This is a genomic window from Novosphingobium sp. BL-S-32, from assembly GCF_056857055.1.
Genome location: NZ_CM166477.1, coordinates 1,981,851 through 2,001,985, shown reverse-complemented (window position 1 = coordinate 2,001,985; position 20,135 = coordinate 1,981,851). Strand labels below are relative to the sequence as shown.

20 protein-coding genes are annotated in these 20,135 nt (G+C 59.6%); 9 read left to right on the top strand and 11 right to left on the bottom strand.

Going from position 1 to position 20,135, the window contains the following annotated elements:
- Positions 1 to 4 precede the first annotated feature (4 nt).
- The 4 genes from AC1VVK_RS25290 to AC1VVK_RS25275 form a co-directional block, all read right to left on the bottom strand.
- Complete coding sequence (locus tag AC1VVK_RS25290; protein ID WP_482905905.1) at positions 5 to 2,497, bottom strand: glycoside hydrolase family 2 TIM barrel-domain containing protein; 2,493 nt, start codon at positions 2,495 to 2,497, stop codon at positions 5 to 7.
- Positions 2,497 to 2,781, bottom strand: a complete 285-nt coding sequence (locus AC1VVK_RS25285; RefSeq protein WP_482905904.1) for a hypothetical protein — start codon at positions 2,779 to 2,781, stop codon at positions 2,497 to 2,499. Before AC1VVK_RS25285 ends, AC1VVK_RS25290 begins: the two co-directional genes overlap by 1 nt.
- Before the next feature lie 477 nt (positions 2,782 to 3,258).
- Positions 3,259 to 3,585, bottom strand: coding sequence for a hypothetical protein (locus tag AC1VVK_RS25280; protein ID WP_482905903.1), 327 nt, complete (start codon positions 3,583 to 3,585; stop codon positions 3,259 to 3,261).
- Between the two features lie 299 nt (positions 3,586 to 3,884).
- Positions 3,885 to 4,823 carry a LysR family transcriptional regulator gene (locus tag AC1VVK_RS25275; protein WP_482905902.1) on the bottom strand — a complete coding sequence of 313 codons (939 nt, stop codon included), beginning with the start codon at positions 4,821 to 4,823 and terminating at the stop codon, positions 3,885 to 3,887.
- Between the two features lie 129 nt (positions 4,824 to 4,952).
- Between AC1VVK_RS25275 and AC1VVK_RS25270 the strand changes: the two genes are divergently transcribed.
- The gene (locus AC1VVK_RS25270; RefSeq protein ID WP_482905901.1) at positions 4,953 to 5,765 is read left to right on the top strand and encodes a TauD/TfdA dioxygenase family protein; all 813 of its coding nucleotides are present in this window, start codon (positions 4,953 to 4,955) and stop codon (positions 5,763 to 5,765) included.
- A gap of 112 nt (positions 5,766 to 5,877) precedes the next feature.
- Here AC1VVK_RS25270 and AC1VVK_RS25265 read toward each other — a convergent pair whose 3' ends face one another.
- Positions 5,878 to 6,537 (bottom strand): sulfotransferase family protein, encoded by a 660-nt coding sequence (locus tag AC1VVK_RS25265; protein ID WP_482905900.1) that lies wholly within the window; start codon positions 6,535 to 6,537, stop codon positions 5,878 to 5,880.
- Between the two features lie 161 nt (positions 6,538 to 6,698).
- Here AC1VVK_RS25265 and AC1VVK_RS25260 point away from each other — a divergent pair, with 161 nt between their 5' ends.
- From AC1VVK_RS25260 to AC1VVK_RS25240, 5 genes are all read left to right on the top strand, one after another.
- On the top strand, positions 6,699 to 6,998 hold the full coding sequence (locus AC1VVK_RS25260; RefSeq protein ID WP_482905899.1) for a putative quinol monooxygenase: 300 nt from the start codon (positions 6,699 to 6,701) through the stop codon (positions 6,996 to 6,998).
- Positions 6,999 to 7,401: 403 nt separating this feature from the next.
- A complete protein-coding gene (locus AC1VVK_RS25255) occupies positions 7,402 to 8,175 on the top strand; it encodes a sterol desaturase family protein (RefSeq protein ID WP_482905898.1) in 774 nt (257 codons plus the stop codon).
- A 207-nt stretch (positions 8,176 to 8,382) separates the two neighbouring features.
- Positions 8,383 to 9,594, top strand: a complete 1,212-nt coding sequence (locus AC1VVK_RS25250; protein WP_482905897.1) for a phytanoyl-CoA dioxygenase family protein — start codon at positions 8,383 to 8,385, stop codon at positions 9,592 to 9,594.
- Positions 9,594 to 10,385, top strand: a complete 792-nt coding sequence (locus AC1VVK_RS25245; RefSeq protein WP_482905896.1) for a FadR/GntR family transcriptional regulator — start codon at positions 9,594 to 9,596, stop codon at positions 10,383 to 10,385. Before AC1VVK_RS25250 ends, AC1VVK_RS25245 begins: the two co-directional genes overlap by 1 nt.
- Positions 10,382 to 11,557, top strand: coding sequence for a family 43 glycosylhydrolase (locus AC1VVK_RS25240; RefSeq protein WP_482905895.1), 1,176 nt, complete (start codon positions 10,382 to 10,384; stop codon positions 11,555 to 11,557). Before AC1VVK_RS25245 ends, AC1VVK_RS25240 begins: the two co-directional genes overlap by 4 nt.
- 67 nt (positions 11,558 to 11,624) lie before the next feature.
- Here the strand turns inward: AC1VVK_RS25240 and AC1VVK_RS25235 are convergent, their stop codons facing one another.
- From AC1VVK_RS25235 to AC1VVK_RS25215, 5 genes are all read right to left on the bottom strand, one after another.
- Positions 11,625 to 12,233 (bottom strand): carboxymuconolactone decarboxylase family protein, encoded by a 609-nt coding sequence (locus AC1VVK_RS25235; RefSeq protein ID WP_482905894.1) that lies wholly within the window; start codon positions 12,231 to 12,233, stop codon positions 11,625 to 11,627.
- 70 nt (positions 12,234 to 12,303) lie between these two features.
- Entirely contained in the window at positions 12,304 to 12,786 is a 483-nt protein-coding gene (locus AC1VVK_RS25230; RefSeq protein WP_482905893.1) for a nuclear transport factor 2 family protein, read from the bottom strand.
- On the bottom strand, positions 12,783 to 13,106 hold the full coding sequence (locus AC1VVK_RS25225; RefSeq protein WP_482905892.1) for a DUF1330 domain-containing protein: 324 nt from the start codon (positions 13,104 to 13,106) through the stop codon (positions 12,783 to 12,785). Before AC1VVK_RS25225 ends, AC1VVK_RS25230 begins: the two co-directional genes overlap by 4 nt.
- Before the next feature lie 69 nt (positions 13,107 to 13,175).
- Entirely contained in the window at positions 13,176 to 14,174 is a 999-nt protein-coding gene (locus tag AC1VVK_RS25220; RefSeq protein WP_482905891.1) for a zinc-dependent alcohol dehydrogenase family protein, read from the bottom strand.
- Positions 14,175 to 14,260: 86 nt separating this feature from the next.
- Entirely contained in the window at positions 14,261 to 15,124 is an 864-nt protein-coding gene (locus tag AC1VVK_RS25215) for an LLM class F420-dependent oxidoreductase (RefSeq protein ID WP_482905890.1), read from the bottom strand.
- A gap of 445 nt (positions 15,125 to 15,569) precedes the next feature.
- On the opposite strand from AC1VVK_RS25215, the gene AC1VVK_RS25210 reads away from it, so the two are divergent.
- Entirely contained in the window at positions 15,570 to 16,625 is a 1,056-nt protein-coding gene (locus tag AC1VVK_RS25210) for a LytTR family DNA-binding domain-containing protein (protein WP_482905889.1), read from the top strand.
- Between the two features lie 37 nt (positions 16,626 to 16,662).
- Here the strand turns inward: AC1VVK_RS25210 and AC1VVK_RS25205 are convergent, their stop codons facing one another.
- Positions 16,663 to 17,334: a TetR/AcrR family transcriptional regulator gene (locus AC1VVK_RS25205; RefSeq protein WP_482905888.1), complete on the bottom strand. Its 672-nt coding sequence runs from the start codon at positions 17,332 to 17,334 to the stop codon at positions 16,663 to 16,665.
- 1,209 nt (positions 17,335 to 18,543) lie between these two features.
- Here AC1VVK_RS25205 and AC1VVK_RS25200 point away from each other — a divergent pair.
- A complete protein-coding gene (locus AC1VVK_RS25200) occupies positions 18,544 to 19,125 on the top strand; it encodes an RNA polymerase sigma factor (RefSeq protein WP_482905887.1) in 582 nt (193 codons plus the stop codon).
- Entirely contained in the window at positions 19,100 to 20,113 is a 1,014-nt protein-coding gene (locus AC1VVK_RS25195; protein ID WP_482905886.1) for a FecR family protein, read from the top strand. Before AC1VVK_RS25200 ends, AC1VVK_RS25195 begins: the two co-directional genes overlap by 26 nt.
- The last annotated feature ends 22 nt before the right edge of the window (positions 20,114 to 20,135 follow it).

The window sequence follows — 20,135 nt, the reverse complement described above, 5'->3', positions numbered from 1 at the left end:
CGAGTTACGCCATCGCTAGAGAGAGGTTTGCGCCGGCGATGCCTTCGCTGGAGAACTGAAGGCTAGCTGGACCGGTTGTACCGGTGCCCCGAAGGATAAGCAGGGCACGCCCGCGATAGGTTTGTGCAAACGGCGCCTGGAATGATCCCACCGCCAGCGGATCGGCGCTGCCGAACCCCGCGAGCGCCGCCGGGCCGCCGATCTGGACATCGATCCTGCGCTTATCGTCGGGAAGGACGCGCCCCTGCGCGTCGACGACTTCAACAAGCACATAGCTCAGCCGATCTCGCTCAGCGCCGCCGGTAGCGGTTTCGACGGTGGCCTTGAGGCGTACGGCAGCGCCAACGGTTTCGATAGTACGCCGCGCCAGCACTCTTCCGCCTTTGTATGTCACGGCTTCGAGTTTGCCCGGCGCGTATGGGACTGCGAATTCGGCCCGCCGCCTGTCTTGCGCAGTCATGTCCTTCGTGCCGACAGTCTTGCCATCGACAAGGAGTTCGACGCGCTCACCGCTTGCGTGAACGCGCACATTCAACTTCTGTCCCTCGGAACCGGGCCATGTCCAGCTCTGGAGCTCGTCGGACCAACCCCAGTTCGAGACGTACTCGAACATTCCCTCGCCGACCGGGCGCTGCACGGCCATCTCCAACGGGCTGACACCCCAAACAACGTCGCGCGCCAGGGAAGACGCCTTCTGATGACCGATCAGATCGATGTCGCCGCACCACGCGTTCACCCAGGGGAAACTGGGCATATAGAAGGGCATAGCGTTCAATTTGAGCTGCTTGTTCGCTCCAATCCCTGCTTCGCCAAGGTAATCCATCGCGGTCCAGAGGAACTCGCCGAGGAAATACGGCGCCTTGTCGGAGAGCTCCTGATAATCGTAGACGTCCCGAGCGAAGGTTTCAGACGCATAGATCACGCGTTCAGGATGACGCGCCTCTTCCTCGACGATGTCCTCCAGCCTGTAATTGTAGCCCGGCACGTCGAGGAAAATGGTCGAGGCATTGTCGGCCTTACCGGCCCGTCCGGCATTCGCCGTCCCTTCGTCCGCCACCATTTCCTGACCCAGGACGCCATTCAGCGCAGCGGTGACAGGGCGTGTCGGATCGATCCTGCGCACAGTATTGGCAAGCTTCCATTGCCATTCGACACCTTCGTCGGTGGCGCGGAAGGGTATTTCGTTGCCGATGCTCCACATGATGACAGAGGGGCTGTTGCGTGCCGACTTGACCATAGTCTCCAGCACCGCTTGCCAATGCGCCGCAAATTTCACCGAGAAATCCTGCGGTTCCTTGGCGACATGCCAGGAGTCAAAGGCTTCCTCGATGAGATAGACACCGAGGCGATCGCACGCTTCGCGTAAGCTACGCGATGCAGGGTTGTGGGACGAACGGATGGCATTGAATCCGCGCGCTTTCAGCAAACGGAGCCGGCGTTCATCGGCATCCGGGAATGCACATGCCCCCAAGAGGCCGTTGTCGTGGTGGATGCAACCGCCGCGCAGATGCACTCGCTCCCCGTTGACCGTCATTCCGAGCTTTGGGTTGAACGAAACGATCCTGATCCCGAATGGCTGGCGAATGAGGTCGATCGTGCGTCCGCCGCGAACGAGCTCACTTTCGAGCGTGTAGAGTTCAGGCTTGTCTGCAGACCAAAGGCGCGGACCGCGCAGGCGCAAGGTCTGCGATGTGGAGGTCGCCGCCGGCGCCGTAACTTCCACAGCAACGCGCCCGCCGGGTTCAACAAGCCTCGTCTTGAGGACATCGCCGGGTTTGGCATCGACTACAGCGGTACCCACCTCGACAATGGCCCGGCCCTGTTCGAGCTTGCTGGTCCAAGCGCCAATGCCCCAGCGGTCGATATGGCCGGACCCATTGAGGACTTCCAGGTCGACGGAACGATATAGCCCGGAACCACTGTACCAGCGGCTGTTCCGGCCTTCGTTGCGCAAGCGTACGGCGAGAACGTTGTCGCCGGCGCGGTCCAGGTACGGCGTGAGGTCGTAGGCGAACGGCGCATAACCGAACACATTGGAGCCCAACAGCTCACCATTGAGCCAGACATCGCTGTCCAGATAGGCACCGTCGAAGACGATCTCGATGCGGGCGTCAGCTGGAAACTGGGAGACTGTGAAATGCTTGCGGTACCAACCTTCGCCGCCTTCCGTGAAACCCGTGGCGGTGCCACCGATTGCACGCTTGTTGAATGGACCGACAACACCGGGAGGGGCCTGGTCGGGCAGATCTTCTACGCTCCAGTCATGCGGCAAATGCACAGTTCGCCAGCTGGCATCGCTGAAATTGCGCGCGGACGCGTCCTGGGCGCCGCGCATAAAGAGCCAGTTGTCGTTGAAGTTTTGCCGCCGGCCACTTGGCGAGGGGCTTCGCCGCGTCTCTTGGGCAGCGAGTGCCACTTCAGGAAGGCCCGCAACCGCAGAAACTGCTGCGGCGGCTAGAACCGTGCGGCGGTTGGCCAGGAGGAAATTGGTAGCCATCAGCGCTCTCCCAGCGTCTTGAGCTTCACGTCGATGCGATCAAGCGCATCTACCTTCACGATCCCGAACTGGATCAGCGACCGGAACGAGAAATTGCCGAGATGCGGTTTGATCATCTCGTTACCAATCATCGCGTTGATGTTGGGGATTTCGGCGAGAACGATGGCCCATGCCTCCGGAATGTTCCTGAGATCCGCGATTGCGGTGTCGCGGGTGCTGAGCACGCGCGGAGTTCGCCGTGGCGCCGTGAAGGCGCGGGCGGCCGGGTAAATAGGTGCTTCCATCAGTTTCGTCCGTATTGAAGGATGGGAAGGGCGACCGTCGCGGATTTCGGATCCGGCAGGAAAATCGGGTTCGGCGCCGACGCTAGCTCATATTCCTGCTGCCGCATCGGCTCGGTCCAATCGCGGGTGATCGATGCCCTTCGGTTCAGATTGAGGGCGGACAGCCGGAGTTTCTCGTCCGATTTCCTGCGAAAGGGCAAGGAAGCGCGCGATCCTCGCGACTGGCAGGACGAGAACCTAACGTCCGGATACCGGTAGCGCCGGGCGGTTATGGGCGCCGCCGCATTTGCCGCCAGTGCCTGGATCGTCGCCCACCATCACCGTCTGTCGAGGCACATGCTATGTTGGCGCTTGCGGTTCTCATCGAGATGAGACTTGAGGTAAGCACGGAGCAAAGTGAATGCCTCCGGTGTCATCGCGTCAAAGAAGCGAAACGCGAGGAGACCCATCCGGGCCGTCTCGCGTCCCCCGCCCCACCTACTTCTTCGCGGGAAGCTTCGCGAGCTCAGCGTCGATCGAAGCCAGCTTCTGATCGGTCACCATATCACTCGCGTATTGCTGGATTCCCCGCAGCGTCATGCTGCGGGCCATGTCAATCTGGGAGCTCTTCACCAGGTCCGGCAGGTACTTTACGAGAATGGCCTTTGCCGCCGGGTCATCCAGCAGTGTGCCAAGGTCAGTATCCTCAGTCGTGTAGTGCTGCGCGGCTGCCTGCGATTTTGCAGGCGCCTGGCTCGTGGGCGCCTGTGCGCCAGCTGCGGTGGCAAGGCCGAGGGCGAGCGCGGTGGCGATGATCATACGCATGGAAATTGCTCCTTCTCCAATTTTTTTGTTACGCCGAATCCTGACGTTCAAAGCCGAATTGGCGACACTTAATGTACAATGCGTATATATCAATGGCGCGGGTGGCTAGAGGGGAAATGAATGGGACGTGCGAAATCCGTCCCGGCAATGGATGTCATGCGCGGTCCATAATCGCGTCGTTCACATCTTGGGTCGCCAACGCGGTCCCCACGATCCGGATTGGTTGAGCCGTAATCGGTAGACAACCGCGATGACGAAGGCGGGTGGGCAAACGCAGCACCGTCGGATCCCTGAGGCTTTCAGGTCTCACCGACATGACAAAGACGCGCGCTCGGCCAAGATCCCTGATCAACAAGGCCAGCGATTTCTTGCCTCACGAAATTCTCCACTTGAAGAATGGCGCGTGCCGCCTCTGCGTCGGGTCGCAATGCAAGAAACAGCTGGCGTTTCACCGCGGGCTTTCTCAAGCGCGCAAAAGTCAGCCGACCGAGCGCCGCTTCCCGGAGAAACGCGCTGTGGGGCAGGGCCGTGTATCCAAGGCCCGACTCGACGAGCTCTTTCATCAGGCCGTAGCTATCCGCCTGAACGGTCACATTCAGCTTTATCCCGGCCTTCGCGGCAACGGTGTCCATAAGGATGCGCAGGCCGTGGGAGGGGCTTGGTAAAATCATTGGCAAATCGGCAAGCCTGCGCAAATCGACAACGCTCTCCGTTGCAAGCGGCGAATTTGGCGGACCAACCAGCATCATCTCGTCTTCGAGCAGGCGGACCGCATTCACGCCATTGGGTGTCGGGCCATAGAGTATTGCTATGTCGAGCTCACCTGCATGCAGCCATTCGAGCAGATGGCCGGTGTAAGCATCGACGATCCTGAGTGAGATGTTGGGAGCCGACGCCGCAACGCGGCGGGCAAGGGCACCGGCCAACATTTGAACGACCGTTGGCGGCATTCCCAACACCACGTTGCCTTGAGCTTCTGTGGGCAGGGAGCGCACCTCATAGATGGCATGGCCGATTTCGCGAAGGGGTCCCGCGATCCTCGTGTAGAGCATTTCTCCGGCCTCAGTCAGGTTCATTCCTCGTGCGGCGCGTACGAACAGGGTGACTCCCAGTTCCTCTTCGAGCAGTCTCATCTGGCGACTGAGCGAGGGCTGCGAGATTCGCAGGCGTTCAGAGGTTCGGGAGAGCGATCCCAGCTCAGCGACCTGGGCGAAGTAACCTAGCCGTTTGAAGTCCATGCTGCGCTTCCTCGACGAATACGACCTATAGACCCGTTCTATATCACGCGACGCGTTTTGTCATGGTTCCGGCCAATGCCGCTTGATAAGCCGCCTCCATAAGACAGACCCATTGCCGAGAGAGACGCCATGAAGTTCGAAACAGTTGACCTCACGCCGCGCATCGGCACTGAGATCAAAGCCAGCAAGGCGGAGCTCCTTAAAGGCGGTCTTGCTGAGGAAATTCGCGAACTGCTCGAACAGCGCGGGGTCCTCTTGTTTCGCGAGTTGGGTATGACGGATGAGGAGCAACTCGCGTTCGCATCGACGCTTGGCGAGGTGATCCCGCAAGGGATACGCGGGATCTACAAGATCAGTCTCGATCCGGAGGTCAACGATACCGCCGACTATCTCCACGGGACCTACTACTGGCATATCGATGGCGCTCAGGACGAAGTGCCGACCCGCGCTTCGTTGCTGAGTGCACGGGTGCTTTCAGAGGTCGGCGGCCAGACCGAATTTGCCAACACTTACGCGGCTTACGATGAACTCGAACCCGCCATGAAGGCCCGTGTAGACGGGCTTCGAGTGATCCACAGCCAGGAATACATTCAGCGCGTAGTTGTCCCCAATCCGACTGAAACCCAACTTGCGCGCTGGCGCGAGCATGCGGAGAAATCGCATCCGATGGCCTGGACGCACCAATCGGGTCGCAAATCCTTGGTGTTGGGACTGACCGCCGGGCGCGTCGAGGACATGGATCCCAACGAAAGCCGAGCACTGCTCGACGAAATGCAGGCTTGGGCCACGCAATCGCGCTTCGTCTACCGTCACCACTGGACCGTTGGCGACATGATCATCTGGGACAACACTGGGGTAATGCACCGCGTTGAACCCTATCCCGCTGACAGCGGGCGCCTGCTCAGCCGGACTACGCTTCTGGGGGAAGAAGCGCTGGTCTGACGGCTCGGCCAATTTTTGGAGTGTGCGCCGCAACTGGCGCAGGCAGGCGAAAATAGCCCTGCGGCGAGGAGAGCGCCGCAGGGCTATTTTGCGTGAACAGCAGCAAAAACGCCTAAGGTCGGTTTTTTCGGCGGAAAGCCTCGCGCACCTTCTCCCCGTGGCGTTTGAACGTTTGTCGGTCGTTCGTGCGCGGAAATGGCGTGTCAGGCACGGGTACGCCCAGGAATGAGCAGAGCGGCTCCCAGCCTTGTTTGACATCGAACACCAGCAGCCGTTCCGAAGGAATGCGGGCTCGAACCTCTGCATTGTGGCGCTCGAAGGTAGAGATGGCATTGGTCTCGCTGATATCGTTGTGAAACGTTTGCTTCAGCACGATGGTCGACACGAATTGCATCGGGAACCTGGCCAGCGCCATCAGCAGACGTGCGGCCCGCCCTGGCATGTTCTGGAAGATGGTCTCGTTCATGCTGACATACCACGCGCGGCTCTCACGTACCGTCAGGATGACCTTGGCTTCCGGGAAGGCCTCGGCCAGTTCTGCATAATAGTGGCAGCCGGGCCAGTCGACGGTGGCACGATAACCATCGTAGACCTCTCTCCAGTCCCGTTCCTTGCCGCTTGCAATGCCATTCCAGATTGGTCCTTGGCGATGCATGTCGTCGATGACCTCGGTCATGTGGTGGCATGGCCCAAAACCAAGCTCTTCGAGCGCGCTTTTCAGCGACAGTGTACCTGTGCGTCCAAAGCCGGCGCCAATGACTTCTAAGCCCAAGCCTCTTCTCCACATCGGTTGAACGTGAGTTCGCTTTTAGGTCGTGAACCCATAAAGTCGGAATGGCCAGACTGTTGGCCTGGGAGGGGGATCCTTGTACGATTCTGCGATGAGGGTCGAGGCATCTCCCCACTGGACGGCCGCTGCGATGAGGTGAGCTGATGCTACTGATTGTTGGAACAGTGCGCCTACCGGCGGAGAACCTTGAGCTAGCGCGGCCCGTGATGAAACGCATGGCCGACGCCAGCCGTGCCGAAGACGGTTGCGTTCAATACGGCTACGCTGAGGATGTTTTTGATCGCGGCCTAATTCACGTCAAAGAGCTCTGGACAACTCAGGCGGCCCTTGATCGCCATTTTGCCTCTACGCACATCGCTGAATGGCGCGCAGCTTGGCCAAAGCTCGGGATTGGTGAGCGTGACCTGTGTATCTACGAGGTTGGCGAACCTCGGCGGACGTAAACTGATGGCGTGCGGATTATTAACAGCTGCGCCAGTTTAAGACTTTTTGCCTTTCATCTCGGAGCTGATCCTGATTCGGCGATGGAGTTCGGGCAGAATGTCAGTCGGCTTACTCACTGCTGCTCGGGGGCATACACTGCTGGAATGGCAGAGGGTTCGTGGCGGGGCGAAACACCTGGACGGCTAATCCCGAGTTTTCCGGCCGAATTTGTCCCTGCGGCCAAGGGAGATGCCTTCTCACGAAGGTGCCGATCGATGCTGGATTTGGGATGATCGCTCGTTCGATCCTGGCGTCCTCCGCCGTGCTGTCTCTTGACAAAACGCATAGGACGTAAATAAACGCGACGTATGTTATGCGGCGGATGGGATTCGTATTCCCTTATCGACCGGCAGGAGAGCGATCGTGTTTGAAGCAATGACGTCAGGGGAGCACATGCTCCGCCTCTGGTTGACAGCGTTCGTGGCGGTCGGGGTCGTGGCTGGCATCGTCAGCGGCTATTTCAAGGCCCGCAAGATCCAGCCTCGCGGATTCAAATGGAAGACTCTGCGCACAGAGGCCTTGGTGGCAGTTGTCACTATTGCGATCTCAGGCAAGATTATCGGCCTGTCGACCGGATGGCTCACGACGCATGGCTGGATTCGGTTCAACCCCGGCGGCGCCACATGGTGGGTGATCGGCCTGGAGTACGCGCTCTACTTCTTCCTGTTCGACACCTGGTTCTACTGGCTCCATCGCTGGATGCACAAGGAGCCCATCTACACCTGGGTCCACAAGCTTCATCACAAGTCCACGTCGCCGAATCTGCTGACGACACTATCGGTCAATCCGCTGGAATCGATCATCAACGGCGGGTTTGTGCCGCTGTTTCTGACCGTGTTCACAGTGCACGATGCAACGCTGGCGCTGATCCTGCCCACTAACATCTTCATGGGTCTCTATGTCCACTCGGGCTATGAATTCATGCCACGGTGGTGGAATCGTACATGGGCAACGAAATGGTTCATCACGGCCACATTCCACGACCAGCACCACCGCTATTTCAACGGCAACTACGGGGGCTACACGACGATCTGGGATCGCCTGTGCGGTACGATGCGCCCCAAGTTTGAAGCCGATTTTGACAAGATCAAGGCACGGACCGAAACGGTCGACCCGGCTGCAGAAGCGGCAGCCTAGGGTTTTGATCCACAGCGCAGGGGATTTCAGCAAGCCGATCAGCGGGCGGGCTTTCAAAATATACGAATCGTAGACATTGTGGGGCAACCGCCTTTGGTCGGTGCTGAATACACTAAGAAAATTCATGGGAGATCTTGGCATGTCGAATGCACGGCTACGGATCGGGCGGCGAGGTTGCTATCCTGATACCTCGCTCAGGCTTCTCCCATGACCCAGGCGCTTGATCGGCGGACGCGAAGCGACCGGGACCGCCGTCGCACGGTCGATCCAACGGCATTCTTTGCCACCGAGTTGCCGCGCCTTCTCGAACGCAACGGTCCTATCGCAGCGCAAGGGTTTCAGGCGCTGAACGCACCTCCCTTGACGCTGGAAATCAGTGGTGAAAGCTGGACGCTCACGTGCTTCGGCCAGACCATGTCATTGTGTCCCGGCGGCAGCGACGGTGCTCTGGTTATCAGTCTGACGCTCGGCCAATTCTCTGATTGGGCCCAGAACCAGATCACCTTCAATGGCTTGCTGGTCGCGCGACTTCTCGAATTCAGCGGCGGCAATTTGCGGGATGTGTCGGTTTGGGACTCACTGTGGATATGCCTTCTCGAAGGCTGGCCGCTCATTGACGAGGGTTTTGCCTTCCGCGCGCTCGATGGCTCTGCGCTCGATCTCGCGCAAACATTCACACTGCATGATGACCCCAGCTCCATCGCGCATTTCCTGCGCGAAACAGGGTTTCTTCATTTGCGCGGAGTTCTCGATGCTGACGAGGTCGCGGAGATCTCAGCGGATATGGATCACGCGCGCCACCGCTATGTCGAAGGCGATGGTCGGTCATGGTGGGCGACGCTTGTGGACGGGACCCGGACCTGCGTCCGGATGCAACATTTCGCAGAGCTCTCAACTGCAACGACACGCTTGCTGGCGTCGGAACGCTGGGAGCGCATGATTGCCATCCTTGAAGGGCCGGAAAATTTTGCGCGCAAGCCGATTGAAGGCAACATCATTGAGGCGCTTTTCAAACCTGTCGGCGTGGTTGCTGGGCCTTCGGACCTGTCGTTCCATCGTGACTGTCATCTCGGACGGCATAGCTATGCCTGTTCCCGGATGACGGTGGGCGTTGCAGTGACGGCGGCGGACCCTGCGAACGGCCAACTACGTGTGGTTGCCGGATCCCACAGGCTGGCAATGCCGGTCGAGACCGCCAAGTTGGCGCCGTATCTACCTGTCGTGGCTCTGGAGACCAGTCCGGGCGATCTGACGATTCATCTCTCGTGTACACTTCACGAAGCGACTGCACCGCAGTCTGCCGAGCGCCGCGTCATGTACACCGAGATTCCGCTGCGTGAACCGGACGACAGACTGATCGATACGTCGGTGGCTCAGCTGCGCGGGCAGGTCAACGAACTGCATCGGGACAAGGCGTGATGGACATTCGATGGCTTGCCAGCCTCGGTCCCATATATCCGTCGCTTACCGGTATCGGGAGTACGGACCGCGACGCTCAGCCGACCGTTCGAGGGCCAGGCCGGAGACTGCGAGGCTCGGTCGTCCAGAAGTTGGGACGCGAAATCGTATCCGGGCGTTATCGTCCCGGTGACGTCCTTGCAGGCGAAATTGCATACGCCGGGGAACTGGAAGTGTCTCGCGGTGCCTATCGTGAAGCGATCCAGGTCCTGACTGCCAAGGGTCTATTGGAAAGTCGGCCGAAAATCGGAACGCGCGTGCTCGATCGGTCTCACTGGAATGTGCTCGATCCAGACGTACTTTCCTGGGCATTCAGCGACCAGCCCGAGATCGGCCTCGTGCGGGATATATTCGAGCTTCGCGCTGTCATCGAACCGGCAGCAGCAGGCCTCGCTGCTGCGAGGCGAGAAGATCATGATGTCGCTGCGATGAAAGGCGCGCTCGATGTGATGCAGCGCAAAACCCTTTCGACCGACGAGGGCAGGGCTGCCGACCGCGATTTTCATCATGCCATTCTGCACGCCACCCAAAATGCCGCGCTCATCCATCTGACGGCCAGCGTAGGGGCGGCCGTCAGCTGGACCACGCAGTTCAAGCAGCAGGCAAAGAGCTTGCCGCGCGATGCGATAGCCGATCATGCGATGGTTTTTCAGGCCATTGCAGACAGGGACTGCGCGGCGGCCGCCGCGAACATGAGGGCTCTGGTCGAAATGGCCCTCGAAGATACTCAGCAAGTTATGGAGGGCATGTGAGGGACTTATCACGGCGAGGTGTACTCGCAGCGGGCGGTGTTCTGGCCGCAGGAGTTGCCACGCGAGCTCTGGGACAATCGGCACGGAGCGAGAGTGAATACAAGTCCTTCCGGCCGGGCGAAATCTGGCTCGACACCAACGGCAAGCCGATCCAGGCCCATGGCGGATCCATGATCCACGCGGACGGTCGCTTCTACTGGTATGGCGAGAACAAGGAGTTCACCGCCGGCAAGTCGGATATCTGGACTTGGGGTGTGCGATGCTACGCCTCAAGCGATCTCTATAATTGGGAAGATCTCGGCCTTATCATTCCGCCGGTCGAAACCGATCCAAAATCGCCGCTCAACCCGCGATCGGCCAAGCTCGACCGCCCGCACATCATCTACAACCAGCGCACCAAACAGTTCGTGTGCTGGATCAAGATCATGGGAAAATCGGACCAGACAAGGACCGTCCTGGTCGCGGACAAGATCACCGGACCTTATACGATCGTTCGGAGCGACATTCGGCCGCTTGGCATGAGTGCGGGCGATTTCGATCTCATTGTGCACCCCGCCGATGGAAAGGCGTACATGTACTTCGAGCGCGTCCACAGCGAGATGATCTGCGCCGATCTCACCGACGATTACACGGATTTCACCGGATACTATTCAACCCACTTCCCGCATCCGGCGCCGCCGGCGGTTCGCGAGGGGCCGGCGGTCTTCGCCCGGCGCGGCAAGCTCTATCTCGCGACGTCGGGGACCTCAGGCTATTTCCCCAATCCGTCGGAGATTGCCGTAGCCGATACCTATCACGGCCCCTGGACGGTGCTGGGCGATCTGCATCCGCAGGATCGCTCGCGGACGTCATTCAACTCGCAGATCAGTTGCATCTTCAAGCATCCGGGCAAGCAAGACCTCTACATCGCCATGGCCGACCGGTGGATGGGGCCGCAAGATAGCGATGCGTTTAAGAGCGGAGAGACTTCGCGCCTACTGCAAAGCGCAATCACCAAGGCCATGAGCCGTCCTCGCGGCCAGCTAACACCTGAAGAAACGAAGGCGATGCCTTTGTTGGGCTTGAACGTGGCGACCGCCCAGTCTCGTTACGTCTGGCTGCCGATCCGCTTTCAGGACGACCGACCGGTGATCGAATGGCGAGCCGATTGGACGCTTGACGAATTCGCCTGACACTTGGTGAGCGGGCTGCTCGAGAATGGATGCTGGCACGTGCGCTGTGCCAGCATCCGCCTCCGCTTCATACAGGGATGGTTGCTAGAAGGTCCGGAAGATCGAGCCGCTCTGCGTGTTCCGTGAAGACTGGTTCCAACTGAGCTTCGGCAGTGTTCAGAATGCAGGCTAGCGTGAGATAGGTGCCTATCACGTAAAGCAATTCCATCCGCTCTTGCATCGAATAGAAATTGCCAAGCTTGCTCCAGGTCTCCTCATCGATCCGTTGATTGCTCCAAAGCCCGTCTGCGGCAGCGATGATCAGCCGGTCTGGCGTGTCCCATCCTTCGCCGGGATCCTCGGATTGCAGGGCCCGGAAATTCTCTCGTGTCAGACCTTCGCGCAGGCCCGACAGCATGTGATGGACCCATTCGTAGTTGCTGCGGGCCCTCCAGGCGATGCGCAGGATCGCGATTTCCTTGGCGCGCGCGGCCAGAACCACGCCGCGTGAAACTGCCGCGTTGAACCGCAGCCAGGGTGCGGACAGCTGCGGATGGTTCGCGAGGACCAAGATCGAATTGAAATCAGACCCCTTGGCGCTTGATCCTGGCGGCAGCATGATTGGAAACAGATCCCGGACCTCCTCGGTCCACTCCTCTTCAGGAACGTTGGGAATACGCTGTTCTGCAAGCGGCATCGAATATCCTGACGTTGGTCCGCGCTGCAGCCGGGAGCGAACCGAGGCTGCGTGCGAAATTGAAGTGAGATCAATCGGGCGAGCGCGGCCAGGCAGTCGCGACAATGCGAGTGCGCTGCAGACGCAGCGTTTGGATCAGCCACAGACCGTCCCTTAGCGTGTATGTCTCGAAGTAGTGGCCGAAGCCGGCAAGTTCTGCAAAAGCGGACCCGACCGGCAGAAACAGCCTGTCGGTCATTGCCCAGATCCCGGTTGCCCCGGCATCGCCAACAATGTCGATTTCACAGTTGGGGGCTTGATGGCAGCTGACGATACCTGCGGCAGCAAGGCCATTGCCGGCGTAGGCGGCACGGCCCTGCAGCACAAGGCTGAGCTCAGGGAAGAAGTCCCTGCCACTCGCCGGATCAACGAAGCAATCAGTGTAATCGAGGACGCAATCAGGCGCGAGCACGCTACGAACGAGCCCGCCGTCGCCGGTATCGACGCCGCGAAGATAGCGTGCCTTGATCTGCTGGATCGCTTCGATCGCCGATAGCCTGTCGACGCAGGTCATGCAGTTGGGGGAGCCGCGTCGAGCCCTTCAACGATGATCGTGCGCCAGGTAGCGGCTTTCTGACGGAACGGGAGTGCATCCTGGTATGCATCGCTGTTGTACCATGCGCGAGCGGCGTCAGCGTCGGGGAACTTCAGTATCACGACGCCATCGGGCGCGGTTCCCTCCAGAGCCTCGATCTTGCCATAGACGACCAGCGGCTGCGTCCCGAAGTCTGCCTGCGCCGACCCTGCATTTTCACGATTGCGGCGCGAATATTCCGCGATCGCCTCAGGGTCGGTAACCGGGCTTTCGCGATAGACGATCAGATAAGCGCTCATTCTAATTCTCCCAATGTGCCGTACGGGCCTTCCCGCCGGCTAGATTGTCTCTGCTGGTCCAGTTTGACCTTACAGAAGATTGATGGCGATCTTGCTGAAGCTTGCCCCCGCTTCGAGATGCCTCGCAGCATCGCCAAGACGTTCCAGGTCGAAGACGGCATCGATGACGGGGCGGGTCGCGTGCTGCGCAGCAAAGGCGAGCATCGCCACGCACTGCTCCCGGTTGCCCACTACGATAGGAACGATGGGCTTGCCGATGTCCTGGCCCCAACTCGCAGCTCCCTCGAGCCTACCAACCGCCGAAATGATCCCGCCATCGTTCAAAGCGCGAGCGCAGGCAGAAACCTCTGTCGCGCCGACAACATCCACTACGATATCGTAGCCCTGACCGTCTCTGGCCTGGCGGGCGGCCTCGCTCCAGTCGGGCATTTCGCGATAGTTTATCAGGACATCCGCACCCAGTGCCTGGGCCCGCGCAAGCTTTGCATTGCACGAGGAGGTAATAGCGACGTGCGCCCCGGCAGCCTTGGCCCATTGCAGCGCCGCAATCGAGACGCCGCCAGTACCTTGCAGCAAAACCCATTCTCCGGGACGCAGTGGCCTTGCCGCGAACAGCGCATTCCATGCGGTGAGGCCGGCACAGGGCAGGGTGGCAGCCTCGAGATCGCCGAGAGCGTCGGGCAAGTGGCACAGGCTTTCGGCATCGAAAACCGCGTACTGACGGGCAACTCCATCGACCGGACCACCGAGCATGGTTGCAGGCGGTCGTTGTCCGCTCAACCATCCTTGAGCAAACAGAGGGGAAACACGGTCACCGGCTGCGACGCGCTCCACGCCTTCCCCCACTGCGACGACGTGTCCGGCAGCGTCGGATAACGGAATATACTGGCGGCTTTCAATTCCAGGCAGCTGACCGCGAAGTGCCAGCAAATCGCGATAATTGAGACTTGCGGCCGTGAGCCGGACAAGCGCCTGCCCGGGACCTGGAGCGGGAATGCCGACCTCCTTGATCGTAATACTTTCGATGCCGCCGCCGCTCGTCGCGAAGGCTGCTTTCATCGTGGCCATTGGTTTCCCTTTCTCGCTGGGCGCGATCCGTGCCTTCGTTCGTTCTCCACCTGCCAAGGATGGCATGTGGAGCATCCGCCGAGGCATCATCCGGCGTCGTAGCGCCGCTTGATTTCCGCCATGCAGGCGATGTGGGCGTCGATATCGGCACCGAGTCCCTTGTCCGTAGTACGCACGCTGCCATGAGTACCGCCTGCGTCGCGAAACTGGCGCAAATGGTCTGCCGCTTCCTGCTCGCTGCGAGCAAACAGCGCGAGCAGCTCGCTGCCAAAGCAGTCTCGGTCGCGGCCCAGTTGTTCGAGGTGGTGCCGCACGCGGCCGAGCGCGGCGACACCGTTTGCACCGTCGGCGGCAAACACAAATCCATCGCCGAGCCTCGCGCCACGTTCATACGCGACTTCCGAATGCCCGCCGATCCAAATCGGAATCTTACGGCGCGGACGCGGGTTTATCCCGGCCCGGTCGATCCGATCGAAGCGACCTTCGAAGCTGAGTACAGGAGTCTGCCATAGCTGCCGCAAAAGCCCGATTTGTTCCTCGAACCGCGCAGCCCGCGTCCGAAAATCCTGGCCGAGCGCATCATACTCGACATAGTTCCAACCGATGCCGACTCCGAGCCTCAGGCGTTGCTTGGAGAACAAATCCAGGTCTGCTGCTTGCTGAGCGACCAACGCCGTCTGGCGCTGCGGCAGGACCAGAACGCCAGTCACGAACTCAAGGCGGGTCACACCTGCGGCAAACGCAAAAAAGATGAACGGATCGTCGAAGCTGTCTTTCTCCGTGTAGGGGTCAGTAAGCTTGGGCTCCCGACCCTCATGCGGACATTTGACTACGTGGTCTGGCATCAACAGGTGATCGAATCCGAGGTCTTCGGCGGCCCGGCAGAATGCGCGAAGGGCATCGGGGTCTCCCGGGACTTCGCGGGTTGGATATTTAACGCCAATTTTCATTGCGGACCTGCTCAGACGTGCCGGCGGCACGCTCCTCTCGAATATCGCGAGGATGCATAGCAACGTGAGAGGTGAGCGAACCAAGTCAAACTATGTCGGCAAGATATATAATTTCTCTATACCTTCCGCAGCCCGATTTGGACGTCCATGACGCGTCGTCTCCATCGAGTCGTGCGCTTTTGGCCATGTTCTTGGCATCTCGGTTGTGCGAGCACCCACCAAATGGAGCCCGCAAACGGAACCTTGAGGCCTAAAAATCGCTAGACAGTCGGCTAGATTGATCGCCGACCAGATATCTCCGTGGGCTATGGCTTCCCACTGATCCTTGTTCTCGGTAGCGTCAGGCTAACGGCCGCACAACCGAAACGGCGAGTGTTCTTCGATCAAGGTCGGTCAGGCGAGTACGAAGGCGAATACAACCACGTAAACGAACACGGTCACGGCCATGCCCAAGCCACGGAACCGAATTGAGAATGCGCTTCGATACAAGGATCTTCGACCTGCTGCTCGTCAATATGAAACGGTCTTGTATCGACAGACGCAGCAGCGCGATTGGCGGGAAATGTTCTTTCGCAACGATTGTGCGATGTGGGCCAAATGGACGTGGTCCGGGGTTTTCCCCGTTGGCGTTCCGCAGAATGGGGAGGACAGCGTGAGTTGGATCCGTCAATTCCTGCTCGAACTCTGGGCAATGCTGATTTTTGCATCAGTTATCGGATTTCTGGGACCGTTTGGGACCTATGTGGAATCCGATCTGCCCGCTCGCATTTGGGAATGGTGGACTCACCTGATGGGCGCCTACGTCCTTGTTCGGCCAGCGATCATCATCTGTAGTATCTTGGCAGATGCTACCTCGCTGCCCAAAAAGGCGACAGTTTTCTGGGGCGTCGTTATCGTCAGTCTGCCGCTTACATTGGTGTGGCAGTGGGGCGCCCATGTACTTTTTCACGCGCTCGGCGGCTTCACAGGAATATGGCCCTTTGCGCTGTTAAGTTCGGTGGCTGTGCTGGCAGTAGCGTGGTGGGCGCGGCGGGTTGATGGACAGCTTCGCAGCGAAGGTATCGCGACTGCCGCCGATGCGGTTCGATCGGTCCCAGCTAATTCTAAAGTGGCAGATAGCGCGACAGGTTATCGCGTAGAGACCGATTTGGAGCACGCTGTGGTTTCAACATCTTTGACGCCTCGCCTGGCGCACCGGCTCCCACCGCACTTCAACGGACCAATCCTCGCGCTCCAAAGCGAAGATCATTATGTCAGAATCCACGGCAGTGAGGGAAGTGAACTGGTTCTAATGCGCCTTCGCGACGCCATAGCTGAGATGGACGGTGTTCCCGGAAAGCAAGTCCATCGCAGTTGGTGGGTCTCGCCGGATGGAATCGCGTCGGTAAAGTCCGATGGGCGAAACCGAATCCTGGTACTCAAGAATGGTGCTTTTGCGCCGGTTGCCCGAGAATCAGTCCGTAGCCTCGAACGCAGCGGTTTTTTGCCCGGCGAGCGCTGACGGCCAAATTAAGCGTAGAAGGGCGGAAAGTCTTGCATTACCAGACGGACGCTCCGTTCATAAGCAGGTCGACAGTGAATGTCGCCTGTTGCCGAGCTTCTGCCTCGGTTACGGTCTGATCCAGCCCGCGCCGTTGCAGCCATCCCGAGTTGATGGCCATTATGGTCTGGGCAATCGAACGGGGGGCCTGGGACTGGATACCGGACGTTGGCCCATAGGTGTGGATCTCGTCGCGTAGATAGTCGACCATGTCATTGTAGGCGAAAAAATCTGGTCCCTGGGCATCGGCTCCTCGGCCTGAAGCGCTCAGCGCGAGACGTGTGAACGCCCTCACCTCGGGCTTGCCGGACCAGACGAGGATCGTGGTGATGAACTGGATAAGTCGCTCACGCAGATTGTCGCTGAGGAATTGGTCCTGCTTCGACGTCACCTTGGACCATGAGGCCACGCGGTCCCGGAGCACGCCGTTGAGCAGGGCCATTTTGTCGGGAAAGCGCTTGTAGAGCGTAGTCTTCGGGACACCGACTACATTCGCCACCATTTCCATGGTCGTGCCGTCAAAGCCTTCGCGAAGGAAGACTTCGGCTGCTCTGGCGAGAATCTCATCGGTGATCGCTTGGGACTGAGCCTGCGAAGGACGTCCTCGACCAGTGGGCCGCGCAGCCGTGGCCGTCTTCTTGACTTGGGTCGTGGCCTTCGCTTTGGTCAACGCATTTTCCTCTTACCGTCTGAGGCACATTAGCGACACGCGGGTTTCGAGCAAGTTGCACTTGCGAGTTCTCGGCGGCTGAAATGCGATCACTCCGACTGTTAAACTTAATATACGAAAAGTATATTAAGTTTAACACGGCGCCGAGTTTTATCCCATCGATTGAGCGGATGCGATGCCAACGACGAGCATCGATCAAGTCGAGAGAGGAAATGCTATTTCGCCGTCAGCTCTTAGGCAGCGGGGCCATGGGCCTTGCCTTTACCAGCCTCAGCGGAACAGTCCGGGGCGCCAGACCCGCTGAGCCGATCGAAATCGATACCCGGGGGACGATCGGCAATCTTGCCCATCTCTGGGAGGAATGCGTCGGTTCCGATCGCGCCGCCATCTCTCTACGCGAAGAGTGGCGCCAAGATCTGCGTCTTTGCGTGGCCTAGGCTGGTATCAAGTGGGTTCGATTCCATGGAATCTTCGGCGACGAGTTGGGGGGTAAGAGGATCCTCGAAATGCACCGCAATGGCGGACTGAATTGGCAGAATGTCTAACGCGTCTACGACGAGTTGCTCGGGAACGGGGCCAGGCATTGAACGTTGGGCGCGGCGATCTATTTCGAAGTCCGTAAAAAGCTTAGCGGGGAGGCCCCGATATAGCGAAGCGACTTCAAAAAATTAATTCTGCGTTCGTCTGTATCAGATGCAGTATCTTGCCGATCGTGGCGGCGGTGCAACTTGATAGCATTGAGATCGCTTTGCATCGCACGAGATGACAGCGGAAGCCGTCATCAGGTGAATAGGCGCAGTAGAGTGGTCTGGAATCGTCCGGGCGGCTGAGACGTATGTCCAAGTCTTATGTGACTAAAGGTCTCGGCCCATGTCTCAAGACAATGGTGTCCCTCACGCCCGGCACTTTTCATGAAAACTGCCGCTTGCCTTGATGAGCTTCATCCGTATGGTTGCAAATGCGCCTTCAAAGGGTGTGAAGGCGAGCCAACTGCCTTGCTGGAAAAATCGCTCGGTGCATGCATCCGGGCCGCTGGCGTGAATGTCCAGGCCTCAGGCTAAAGACGTCGGTAAACGATTCCAAGTGTTGGCCCCGCGCGGCGAATGCCTCGCGGTCTCCGGCTGGAGAACTGCCCGTGTTTTTGGGCAAGAAGAACGCGTCTTGCGTGCGCGTATTCAAAACCCCTCTCATTGCAGGAGGGGTGATCTCATGCGGCTGAATATCGACGTAGATTGTTCGCGAGGCTCGACGCTCGGCGAAGGTGATCCGCTGCCTCCTGAAGATCGGGCTTCATTTCCGAAGGGGAACTGGATCGACCGGCTCTACCGGTCCCACCGCGATAAGCTTGTGCGATTTGCCATGCGCCACACCCAGCCTGATCGCGCACCTGATGTGGTCCAGCAACTCTTCGCCCGGCTCGCTGCAAGGGGGCAGGAAAATCCGCTCGAAGTGGACGCGCCAGGCGCTTATTTGCAGCAGGCTACGATCAACCTGATCCGGAGCGAGGCAAAATATGACCGGCGTCGCTGTGCAAGTCTCCACGTCTGTTCGGATGACGTTCCGATCGCCGACGTTGACGCTGTCGCGGCCTCCGAGGCCCGCGACATGCTGGTCCGGCTCGAAGCGATCATGGCCGAATTGGCCCCTCGTACCCGCGAAATCTTCCTCGCCCACCGCTTCGATGGCTTTACCTACACAGAAATTGCGGTCCGGACGGGTCTGAGCGTAAAGACGGTCGAGAAACACATGAGCCGCGCGATCGGGCATGTCACTCGAAGGCTCGATCCATGACGCCGTGCAGGAAAGCGATGGGAAGGGAATGAGCCTCGAGCAGGATGCCGATGACTGGTTCGTTCGGATGCGGGGACCGGATGCGGAGGCCGTCCGCGCCCAGTTCGAAGAATGGCGCGCTGTGCCTGGCCATGCAGAAGCGTACGAACGCAGGGTGCGGTCGTTCGACACGACCATGTTTCTTGCCAGCACAGGCACTGTGCGAAACCGGAATCTCGATATCGCGAAACCCTGGACGCTGCGAAAGTACGCAGCCGCGGCGGTCGGTCTCATTCTGCTAGGGGCGGTCGTTCTCATTGCAGTGCATCGTGAATGGGGGCCGGAACCGATCTCCCGCATGGAAGTGGCTTCGCTGGAGGAACCCCCTCGGCGAATTTCTCTTCCTGACGGGTCGACGGTAATCCTGGACCGCGGATCGAGGATGCAGCTTTCCTTCGATCGGCATCGGCGGCTGCTGCGGTTGCTGGCCGGGCGCGCGCGCTTTGCCGTCGCGCACAACCAGGCGCGGCCATTCGTGGTCGAGGCAGGCGCGGGCAGGGTGATTGCGCACGGTACGCTCTTCGATGTGGTGCTCTCGCCGAACGTTGTGAGGGTTGCTCTTCTGCGGGGCGCTGTCGAAGTGCGCGACGCCAGTGCCGAGCATGGCAGTAGGAGACTGGACCTCGCAGCCGGGCAGGGAATTGCGATCGAAGGAGGCTCCGTGGGCAAACCCACGCCGATCGTTGCTGCCGATAGCCAGTGGCCCAACGACATGCTGGTTCTTGACGGGGTGGAAATCGGCCAGGCTGTCGCCGCTTTCAACCGGACCGCTCCCACTCCCGTCCTGTGCGAAGTGTCGTCCGCCCGGTCCATGAGGGTCACCGGGGCGTTCAGGCGATCGGATTCCGAAGGCTTCGCTCGGCAAGTGGCTGCCACATTCGGCTTAGGCTTCGAGACGCGCGAAGATGGCAGTTTCGCGATTGTGGGCGGCGCGCGTTCAGGAAAGTAAGGGCACGCCGCTCAAGCGGCGA